Here is a 10,182-nt window from a genome sequence, read left to right on the forward strand (position 1 = left end):
GGGAGCCGAAGGTCCAAGTGTGGTGCAAATCATACAGAAGGCATTCGCTGGCATCTAAAATACCCACACGACCCGATACACGCCGCGCCGGACAAGGCATCTATGCTGTCAGGCGGGTGCTCGATGCGGTTGTCGGGATCGATAAAGATAGTGGCCACTTGCTTGACGCTTGCGCTTGCTGTCTTAGACTCCGCCCATCCGTCAGGGAGTTACGGTTATGCGGCGATTTCATGGATTGGGATTGGGATTCGGATTGACCTGCCTGGTGTGCGTGGCCCAGGCGCAGACGCCTGCACCAGACGATCCACTGCTCAATGACAGCGCTGCCGGCGCCGCCGTGGCCAGCGGCAGCGAAGCGCGCGGCGTGCTGCGGGCCAAGGATCAGGCGGTACTGGCCGGCGAGCTGTCCGGGCGCATCGTCGAGTTGCCCTACAGCGAAGGCGAGTCCTTCAAGAAAGGCGAGGTGCTGGCGCGCTTCGATTGCTCGGCCTACCAGGCCCAGCTCAATGCCGCCCAGGCCGCCAGCCGTGGCGCCAACGAAGAGCTGGCGCACAACCGCCAACTGGCTTCGCTCAACTCGGTCGGCCGCTTCGAAGTGGCGCGAGCCGCGGCCAAGGTCTCCGAGACCCAGGCGCAATCCCAGGTCTATCAGGTGCAGGTCAAGCGTTGCAGCGTGATCGCGCCGTTCGATGGGCAGGTGGTGGCGCGCAAGGTACAGCGCTACGAAAGCGTGACGGCCGGCTCGCCCTTGCTGGAAATCGTCGACAACCGTTCCCTGGAAATCCACCTGCTGGTGCCGTCGAGCTGGATGGGCAAGCTCAAGGCCGGGCAGACCTTCAGCTTCGTCCCCGATGAAACCGGCAAGCCGCTGGCCGCCACGGTCAAGCGCCTCGGCGCGCGGATCGACGAAGGCAGCCAGACGCTGCTGCTGGTGGCGGCCGTACCCAACGCCGAGGGCCTGTTGGCGGGCATGAGCGGCACGGCGCGGTTCGCGGAGCTCAAATGAACGCGCCGGTAGCGGGCGCCGCCGAGCAGGTCTTCGCCCGGTTCCTCGACCTGGAGCGCCAGACCCGCGCCGCGCGCACGGTCGAGCAACTGGCCTACAGCCTGGTCAACGACAGCCAGGCACTGTTCGGCTATCGCCACGCGGCGCTGGTGATCGCCGGCAAGGTCCGCGCGGTGACCGGCGTCAGCGCGCTCGATCCGAATGCGCCCTTTGTGGCTTTCGTCGAACAGGCGGTGGCCCAACTGTTCAAGCTCGAACTCGCGCAGCAGGCGCGGGTGGTCGCGGCCGAGCAACTGAGCGCCCCGGTACGGGCCGACTGGCAGAGCCTGTCGGCGGCGCAAGTGTTCTGGTTACCGCTGATCGATCGTCAGGGCGTGCTCTTTGGTGGCCTGTGGCTGGCCCGCGACAACCCGTGGAACCCTTCCGAACAAGTATTGCTGGCGCAACTGGGCGACACCTACAGCCACGCCTGGCTGGCGCTGCAACCGCGCAAGCCGTGGCGCCTGCGCTGGAACCGCAAACGCCGGCTGGCGCTGTTGGCGGTGGTGTTGCTGGGCTTGCTGATTCCGGTGCGGCAGTCGGTGCTGGCGCCGGCCGAAGTGGTGCCGCTGGGCGGGCGTGTGGTGGCGGCGCCGCTGGACGGGGTGATCGCCGAGTTTCTGGTCAAGCCCAACCAGACGGTGAAGACCGGCGACCTGCTGCTGCGTTTCGAAAACACCACCCTCAATGCCCAGGCCGATGTCGCCGCCCGCGCCTTGGGCGTGGCCGAGGCGGAACTGAAGGCCAATTCCCAGCGGGCCTTCGCCGATGCCGAATCCAGCTCGAAGATCGACCTGCTGGCGGCTCGGGTCGAACAGAAACGCGCCGAACGCGATTACGCCCGCGAATTGCTCAAGCGCAGCGAAGTACGGGCCGAACGCGATGGCATCGCGGTGTTCGCCGACGCCGAGCGCTGGACCGGCAAACCGGTGCAGACCGGCGAGCGCCTGATGGAAATCGCCGACCCGAGCCAGGCCGAGTTGCGCATCGAACTGGCCGTGGGCGATGCCATTGCCCTGGAGCCCGGCGCGCAGGTGGCGCTGTTTCTCGACAGCGACCCGTTGCAGCGCCATCTGGCCAGCCTCGAACGGGCGGCCTACGAGGCGCAGCCGACGCCGGGCGGGCAATTGGCCTACCGCCTCGATGCGCGTTTTCGCGACGCGCCGCCGCGGATCGGCCTGCGCGGCACGGCCAAGCTCTTCGGTGAGCGCGCGCCGCTGGCGCTGTACCTGCTGCGCCGCCCGCTGGCCGGTCTGCGGCAGAGCGTGGGCCTGTAATGAGCCTGCCGGGCCTGCGCGCGGACTTGCAGCTGTCGCCGGCGGCGCCGGCGCTGGACGGTTCGCCGCGCTGGACCCTGGCCGACCCGGTGCGCGGCCGCTATTTCAAGCTCGGCGCGGCGGCGATGCGCCTGCTCAGGCACTGGTCCCTGGGGGATGCCGGGCAGGTGCTGCGCGCCGCTAACCGCGAGCCGGGGCTGCCCCTGGGCGGAGCGGAACTGGAAGAGCTGCTGGGTTTTTTGCGCAGCCATGACCTGATCACCGCCCTCGATCCGCAGCAGCGCGCCAGCTATGAGCTCAAGGCCGCCGCCCAGCACCAGAGCCTGTGGCAGGTGCTGCTGCACCAATACCTGTTCTTTCGTATCCCGCTGTGGCGCCCGGACGCCTTTCTCAATCGCGCCTGGCCGTGGCTGGCGCGGTTCGGCCCGGGGCTGCTGCGCTACGGCTTGCCGCTGACCCTGGGGCTGGGGGTGTTTTTGGTGTCGCGGGACTGGCAGCGCTTCCTGGCGACCTTTCCCCACCTGTTCAGCCTCGGCGGCGCCCTGGCGTTCGGCGTGGCGCTGTTCTTCGCCAAGCTGTGCCATGAGTTCGGCCACGCCTTCATGGCCAAGCGCGCCGGTTGCCGGGTGCAGAGCATGGGGGTGGCGTTCATGGTGCTGCTGCCGATGTTCTACACCGACGTCAGCGATGCCTGGCGGGTCAATGACCGTCGCGCGCGCTTGCTGATCGGCGCCGGCGGCGTGCTGGCCGAGCTGCTGCTGGCCAGCATCGCCCTGCTGGCCTGGTCGCTGCTGCCGGACGGCCCGGCGCGCACCGCGGCCTTCATGCTTGCCAGCGCCACCTGGATCACCACCCTGGTGATCAACCTGAACCCCTTCATGCGCTTCGACGGCTACTTTCTGCTGAGCGATTTCTGGGAGGTGGACAACCTCCAGGGGCGGGCCTTCGCCCTCTGTCGCTGGCGCCTGCGCGAGGCCTTGTTCGGCTATCGGCAGCCGGCGCCGGAGCCCTGGTCGCCGGCCATGCAGCGGCGTCTGCTGTGGTGGGGTTATGGCTCGTGGCTGTGGCGCGCGGTGCTGTTTTTCGGGATTGCGCTGGCGGTGTACCACCTGTTTTTCAAGCTGCTGGGCATCTTCCTGATGCTGGTGGAACTGGTCTGGTTCATCTTTTTGCCCATCGTGCGGGAATGGCGCGAATGGTGGACGCACCGCGAACAGGTCCACGCGCCACGGGTATTGCTCAGCGGCCTGGGGTTGTTGGCGGCGCTGCTGCTGGTGGCGGTGCCCTGGCGCGGCTCGGTGGAGGTGCCGGCGATGCTCGAAGCCGGACGCGCCAGCGCCTTGCATGCGCCAGTGGCGGCGCGGGTCCGGCAGGTCAATGTCAGCGACGGCCAGGCGGTGAGCAAGGACCAGGTTTTGGTTGAGCTCGAATCCCCGGACCTGGCCTCGCGCCAGGCCATCGCTCGGCGGGAAATCGAGATCCAGCAATTGCAGATGCGCCGCCGCGCCGGGCGCAGCGAGACCGCCGCCGATGCCGGGATCGTCGAGCAGCAGCTGGCCGAGGCCGTGGCCGAATACCGCGGCCTGTCGGCGCAACGCGAGCGCCTGCTGCTGCGCGCGCCCGAGGCCGGCCAACTGCGTGACTTGCTGCCGCAACTGCAGGTGGGCCGCTGGGTTTCGCCCAAGGAGCCGCTGGCCCGGGTGGTCGAGCCGGGGGCGCGCTTGCGTGGGTTTCTCGCCGAGGCCGACCTGTGGCGGGTCGCGCCGGGCGCCACGGGGCGCTTTATCGCCGACGACCCGATGCACCCGGCGCTCGAGGTGCAATTGACCGAAGTCGATACCAACGGCGTGGCGTATATCGATCAGGAGGCGCTGACCTCCGATCACCATGGGCCGATTGCCGTGCGCCGCGATGAAAACCGCCGCGCCGAACCGGTCCAGGCGCAGTACGGCGCGCGGCTCAAGGTGCTCGACGCCAGCATCACCCCGAGCCAGCCGCTGCGCGGCGTGGTGGTGTTGCAGGGGCGTGGCGAGTCGTTGCTCGGTACGGCCTGGCGGCGCCTGGCGGCGCTGGGCGTGAGGGAAAGCGGGTTCTGAAACAAGGAATTTTCAGGGAGAACGCATATGTTGCATAAGGATTCGGCCATGTCCGATGGCCTGGTGGTACGTCCGTCGCGGCCCACCGACGGACCGTTCCTGCAAAGCCTTTACCGTTCGGCGCGCAGCGATCTGCAATGGATCGATGGCGAGCAGGAGCAGATCGAGCAGGTGATCGCCCAGCAGTTCCAGGTCCAGGAGCAGGGGGCGGGGGAGAACTTCCCCGGCGCCATGCACTACGTGATCGAAAAGCTCGGCAGCGCCATCGGTGCCCTGACCACCGATTTTGGCGCCAATGAAATTCGTGTGCTGTACCTGGCGTTCATTCCCGCCGCCCGCGGTCGCGGTTATGGGCGCACGGTGCTGCAAGGCGTGCAGAAAGCCGCCGAGCAGGTGCGCTGCCCGGTGGCCACGGTGGTCTGGGCCAGCAACCCCCATGCGCGTCGGCATTACCTGGCGCTGGGGTTTCAGGTCGAGGAAGCCAATCCGGCGGCCGAGCGGCTGGTGTGGTACCCCGGCCCGCGCGGCTGAGCGGCGCAACCCCGCGGGTTCGAGCCGGTGCCCGGGGCGCTGCCGCCAGGCACGCTCGGTTCAGTTGAAGGCGATATAGAAATAGCCCAGCGTCGGATCGCGGCCCAGGGCCGGCACCCGTGACACGAACATGCCCTGCAGGTGGCCGACGCCGGGCAGTTCCAGGTCGCACAGGCCGTCGACGAACGCTGTCGGCGCCAGGCTGTTGAGCTCGACGCAGAAGGGCATGCGCGGGCTGTTCGGCATGCGGGACTGGGGAGTGTCCTTGATGGACTCGATATGGACCGGCAACACGCTGCCGTCCGGTAGCAACAGATTGCAGGTTTGCCCCAGCAAAGGCTGGAAATGCTCACTTTGCAGCAGATGCAGCATGGCGCCACTCCTGGCCGGAAAAAGGGCCGGGGGAATGTCCCCCGGCGCGAACTTCAATTGCGCGATGGGAACAGACCGTTCAAGGCCACGCTGAAGTTGATCACCAGGAACGGGTTCATGACTTCCAGCGGCAGGCCGTTGCCGGCGGGCGAGATGGTGCCGGAGATCGTGGTGCTGACCCCTTGGAGGGGTACCGGCGTGGCACCCAGCCCGTCGGAATAGATGGTCGCGGTGCCCGGCCCGCCGCCGGAGGTGCCGATGAACGAGTTGGTGGCCGTCGGCACGCTGACCGGGCTGCTGGCGGGGTTGGCCAATTGCAGCGTGGTGGCGGCGTTTACGCTGGCGAGGGTGTGGGTGTGGGACGGCAGGTTGTTGAGGGTCGGGGTGACGTTTTCGGTACCGGAAACCTCGCCGATCACCCGTGGCGTGAGGCCCAGCCCGTTACCCTGGCCGATGGGCAGCCGCCCTTGCAGGTTCGGCAACTGGAAGTTGGTGGTGCCGTTGCCGCCGTAGTAGGTGCCCAGCAGCGAAAACAGCGCCTGGTACTGCGAGATTCCCAGGGTCTGGCCGTAACACGAGGCCCAGCCGTTGGGAGGGAAGTTAAAGGAAAAAGCTTGAATGGTGCCCATGAACACTTCCATAGTTTTTTATCCTTCAGGTTAATCAGTGGAACTCCTTGAGCCGATCCCTGGTGTCTGGCCTGACAGCTTGACCGATACGGTCAGAACGCCAAGCGGGCTCGTTGACAGCAATGGTTAGCGTAGACGCTGTTCCGCCAGTCGCCTGGGGTGATGGGGTGCCTTATGTCTGGCCGGATAAACAGCGATGCTGTGGTGGTAAAACGTTGGTGCAGGGGACATTCATGGCGTTTCGCAGAGAGCCGCAATTGCTGGATACGGCCGGGCCGGGCATCGCCAATCGGCTGGCGAGCGACGCACAGCGCCTGGTCGCGGTGCTGCGGGCGTACTGGCTGCTGCCGATTTTGCTGCTGGCGGCGGCCACCCGTTTCTACGACCTGACCGCCGCGGCCATCTGGGGCGATGAAGGCTCCAGCCTGCTGCTCAGCCGCTACAGCCTGAGCGAACTCTGGGTGCATGCCGCCCACGATGTGCATCCGCCGCTGTACTTCATGCTGCTGCGCGGCTGGATCGCGCTGTTTGGCGACGGCATCTTTGCCATTCGCAGTTTCAGCGCCTGGCCGGGGATCGTCTGTGTCTGCCTGGGGGTGTGGCTGGTGGCGCAGATCGCCAGCCGCCGTGCGGCGATCCTCGCCGGGTTCCTGCTAGCCCTGCTGCCCACCGCCGTGCGCTACAGCCAGGAAGTGCGCATGTATGCCTTGTTGGGGGTGTGGCTGCTCGGCGCCACCCTGGCCTTGGTGTACTGGCTCAGGCAGCCCGCACGCCAGCGCTATCTGGTGTATTACACGCTGCTGATGAGCGCGGCGTTCTACACCCACTATTTCACCGCGCTCTGTGTGCTTGCCCACTGGGCGTACCTGTTGCTGTTGCGCCTGCAAGCGACGCCTGCGAGCCGGGCGATCAACCAGCCGGGCTGGTGGCTGGCCAACCTCGCCATCGTCATGCTGTTCACCCCCTGGCTGCCGGGGCTGGTGGACCTGCTGCAACATATCGACCAGCTGAAAGCCAGCGGCGACGTGGGCTGGGAACCGTCGGTGGAGTTTTTTTCATTGCCCTCGATGGTCTGGCAATTGCTGACCCAGGACGATGGCGAAAGCCGTTCCCCGCTGCTGTTCGCGGGCCTGCCGCTGCTGGTGCTGAGCGTTGTCGCAATGCTCGCCTGGCGCGACCGCACGCCTTGGCGCTGGAGCTGGCTGCTGGCGATCTACAGCGTGCTGCCGCTGTTGCTGGTGTTTGCGGTGTCATTCGTTTCGCCGGTGTTCATCGAGCGCTACCTGACGGCCTATGCCCTGGGCCTGCCGCTGCTTTTCGCGATGGCGATCGACCGGCTGCTGGAACATGCCCAGGTGCATGCCCGCGCGCTGGCGCTGGCGGTCCTGCTGCTGTTCGCCGGGGCCGAGGGGGTCGGCCTGAACAACAACGCCACGGTGGATAGCAACGATCAGATCAGCGTGCTGGTGGACTACGTGAACCAGCGCTACGTGGCCGGCGACCGGATCGTCACCAGCGACCTGCTGTGGTACCTGAGCTACGTCTACTACAACCGTACCGACGCCCAGCCAATGCTCTACACCCCGCCCACGCCCGCTGGCGTCTCCACTCGGCCCAACGCCTATGGTTTCGGCACCCTGGTCGAGCAGCAGGCTGACAGGCTTTACCTCGACCGGCTGTCGGCGTTGCCGGTGGGCAGTGGTCGCGTCTGGCTGATCGGCACGGCCGACCAACCCGACGAATTCGCCCCGCTGCCGGCGCAATGGCGAAAAACCGGTGAATTCACCGCCGGCGGGGTCACGGCGCGGTTGCTGGTGATATGCGGCGTGGCGCAGGGGCAGGCGTCGGTACAAGCACTGTGCACCCAGGCTGGGAAGCCTGCTGGATAGCGGTCTTGGGCGGTTTTGCGCAAAAAATCGGCCTGTGAACCGGCCGATGACGAAAGGCAGAATTCAGGGCCAGCAGTGGCTTAATCGGTTCACGTCCAGTCCCAGAGCGGCGAGTGTTTTTAAAACATACGTTTTTTATGGTTTTTGCTTCGAATTGATATCAAAGCACCACTAGTTGGTTTTCTGACCTTGCACTACGCTTTTCCCTACAAATGGACTTATAGCTAGGGTGAAGGGATTGCCGCAGTTCCATTTTATCTCCGGTTTACCGCGCTCAGGGTCGACCCTGCTGTCGGCCATCCTGCTGCAGAACCCGCGCTTTCACGCCGGCATGACCAGCCCGGTGGGTGCGCTGTTCAGCGGCATCCTCGAACAATGCAGCGCCGGCAGCGAATTCGGCGCGGTCATCGACATCGATATGCGCCGCCGCCTGCTGCGCGGGCTGTTCGACTCCTACTACGCCGACAAGGCCGATAAACCTGTTGTCTTCGACACCAATCGCCAATGGTGCGCGCGCCTGCCGGCCTTGAAGGACCTGTTTCCCAAGGCCAAGACCATCGCCTGTGTGCGCAATGTCGCCTGGGTCATGGACAGCCTGGAACGGCTGTACCGGGCCAACCCCTTCGAAAACACCAAGCTGTTCGGCGATGCGGTCGAGCGCAACTCGGTCTACAGCCGCTGCGAAACCCTGGCCCAGCACAACCGGCTGGTGGGGTATGCCTGGACCGCCTTGAAAGAAGCCTATTACGGCGAAAACGCCGATTCGCTGCTGATCGTCGACTACGACCTGCTGAGCCAGGCCCCGGAGCGGGTGATGCGGCTGATCTACGACTTTATCGACGAACCCTGGTTCGAACACGATTTCGACAGCCTGGCCTACGACGCGCCCGAGTTCGACCAGGCGCTGGGGGTCGCGGGCCTGCACAAGGTCAAGGCGCGGGTGGCGCTGCAGTCGCGGCGCACCATCCTGCCGCCGGACCTGTTCGAGAAGTATGCGGAGCTGTCCTTCTGGAAAGACGGGGCATCCAGCGCCGCCAATGTCATTCGCATGAAATCCGACGCCGCGGTCCGTTGACCGCGGTTTTCATTTGCACCTTTCAGCACGTTCGAGTCCGGGTGAGCATCATGTGGTGGAGCAAAGGCAAGTCGCGGGTCAATCAGCGGGCCACTGGGCGGGCGAATGCCCTGGCTTCTCCGATGATCATGCCGCTGGAGCCGCGCATGCTGTTCGACGGTGCGGTGGCGGCGACGGTGGCCGATGTCGCCCAGCCGGACAGCCACACCACCACGGACGTGGCCAAGACGCCGACCGCCGCCGATCAGCCGAGCGTCAGCCAGGACACCCATGGCCAGGCCGATGCAGCGCCTGCCGCGACCCAGACCGCGGTACCGGGGCTGACGGTGGTGTTCGTCGACTCGCGGGTCAAGGACGCCGACAGTCTGCTCCAGGGCCTGGCGCCCGGCACCCAGGTGGTGCAACTGGGGGCGAACCAGGATGGCCTGCAGCAGATCGCCGATTACCTGGACCAGCACCAGGGCGTCAGTTCGGTGCAGATCATCGCCCACGGCAATGCCGGCGACCTGTGGCTGGGCAACAGCTACCTCTCGGCTGACAACGTCCAGGCGCGCAGCGCGGTGCTGGCGGACATCGGCCAGGACATGAACGCCGGCGGCGATATCCTGATCTACGGCTGCTACACCGCCGAGGGCGAACGCGGCCTGAGTTTCGTCGACTCGCTGGCGCAACTCACCGGTCGCGACGTGGCCGCCTCCAGCGACCGCACCGGCCTGGGGGGCGACTGGGAACTGGAGATCGCCACCGGCACCATCGAAAGCGCCAACGTGCTGTCCACCCAGGCCATGCAGGATTATCAGTGGGGGCTGGCGACCTGGACCGCCACCAACAACGCCAACACCGGCGTGGGTTCGTTGCGGGCGGCGCTGGCGTCGGCGCAGAACGGCGACATCGTCACCTTCAGCAGTGGCATGACGGTGCAGCTGACCTCCGAACTGCTGGTCAACAAGAACGTGACCATCGACGGCGACCTGAACAACGACGGCGCGGCGGACGTGATCCTCGACGGTCAGTACCGCACCCGCGTCATCGAAGTGACCGCGGGCAGTACCGTGACCCTCGATGGCCTGGTGATCACCCGGGGCCTGGTCTCGGGCAACGGCGGCAACGGTGGGTATGGCGCGACCGGCGCCATGGCCGGGGGGATTTTCAACGCCGGCAACCTCACCCTCAACAACGTCACCGTGACCTCCAACGCGGCTTCGGGCGGCGGCGGTGGCGGCGGTGTCACCGGCGCGTTCTACGGCGGTGGCGGTGGTGGCGGCGGC

General features: G+C 66.3%; 9 protein-coding genes. 7 read left to right on the top strand and 2 right to left on the bottom strand.

Going from position 1 to position 10,182, the window contains the following annotated elements; all coding sequences use genetic code 11:
* The first annotated feature begins 217 nt into the window (after nt 1–217).
* The 4 genes from AC07Y9_RS27265 to AC07Y9_RS27280 are packed head-to-tail and all read left to right on the top strand — an operon-like array spanning nt 218 to nt 4,949.
* A complete protein-coding gene (locus tag AC07Y9_RS27265; RefSeq protein WP_102680797.1) occupies nt 218–1,006 on the top strand; it encodes an efflux RND transporter periplasmic adaptor subunit in 789 nt (262 codons plus the stop codon).
* Nucleotides 1,003–2,322 (top strand): efflux RND transporter periplasmic adaptor subunit, encoded by a 1,320-nt coding sequence (locus AC07Y9_RS27270; protein WP_087092309.1) that lies wholly within the window; start codon nt 1,003–1,005, stop codon nt 2,320–2,322. The genes AC07Y9_RS27265 and AC07Y9_RS27270 overlap by 4 nt, the downstream gene beginning before the upstream one ends.
* Complete coding sequence (locus AC07Y9_RS27275; RefSeq protein ID WP_102680798.1) at nt 2,322–4,418, top strand: site-2 protease family protein; 2,097 nt, start codon at nt 2,322–2,324, stop codon at nt 4,416–4,418. The genes AC07Y9_RS27270 and AC07Y9_RS27275 overlap by 1 nt, the downstream gene beginning before the upstream one ends.
* 27 nt (nt 4,419–4,445) lie before the next feature.
* The gene (locus AC07Y9_RS27280; protein ID WP_007928631.1) at nt 4,446–4,949 is read left to right on the top strand and encodes a GNAT family N-acetyltransferase; all 504 of its coding nucleotides are present in this window, start codon (nt 4,446–4,448) and stop codon (nt 4,947–4,949) included.
* A gap of 60 nt (nt 4,950–5,009) precedes the next feature.
* Here AC07Y9_RS27280 and AC07Y9_RS27285 read toward each other — a convergent pair whose 3' ends face one another.
* Together AC07Y9_RS27285 and AC07Y9_RS27290 are read right to left on the bottom strand one after the other, a co-directional pair.
* Nucleotides 5,010–5,321, bottom strand: coding sequence for a DUF6916 family protein (locus tag AC07Y9_RS27285; protein WP_007928630.1), 312 nt, complete (start codon nt 5,319–5,321; stop codon nt 5,010–5,012).
* Between the two features lie 53 nt (nt 5,322–5,374).
* Nucleotides 5,375–5,962, bottom strand: a complete 588-nt coding sequence (locus AC07Y9_RS27290; RefSeq protein WP_007928628.1) for a phage tail protein — start codon at nt 5,960–5,962, stop codon at nt 5,375–5,377.
* Nucleotides 5,963–6,183: 221 nt separating this feature from the next.
* On the opposite strand from AC07Y9_RS27290, the gene AC07Y9_RS27295 reads away from it, so the two are divergent.
* The 3 genes from AC07Y9_RS27295 to AC07Y9_RS27305 form a co-directional block, all read left to right on the top strand.
* Nucleotides 6,184–7,839 carry a glycosyltransferase family 39 protein gene (locus tag AC07Y9_RS27295; protein ID WP_102680799.1) on the top strand — a complete coding sequence of 552 codons (1,656 nt, stop codon included), beginning with the start codon at nt 6,184–6,186 and terminating at the stop codon, nt 7,837–7,839.
* Between the two features lie 229 nt (nt 7,840–8,068).
* Nucleotides 8,069–8,914, top strand: a complete 846-nt coding sequence (locus tag AC07Y9_RS27300) for a sulfotransferase family protein (protein ID WP_102680800.1) — start codon at nt 8,069–8,071, stop codon at nt 8,912–8,914.
* A gap of 50 nt (nt 8,915–8,964) precedes the next feature.
* Nucleotides 8,965–10,182 (top strand): DUF4347 domain-containing protein (locus tag AC07Y9_RS27305; RefSeq protein ID WP_146021876.1); only part of this gene is annotated, 1,218 nt, incomplete at its 3' end.

This window comes from Pseudomonas sp. GW456-L12 (genome assembly GCF_059424045.1).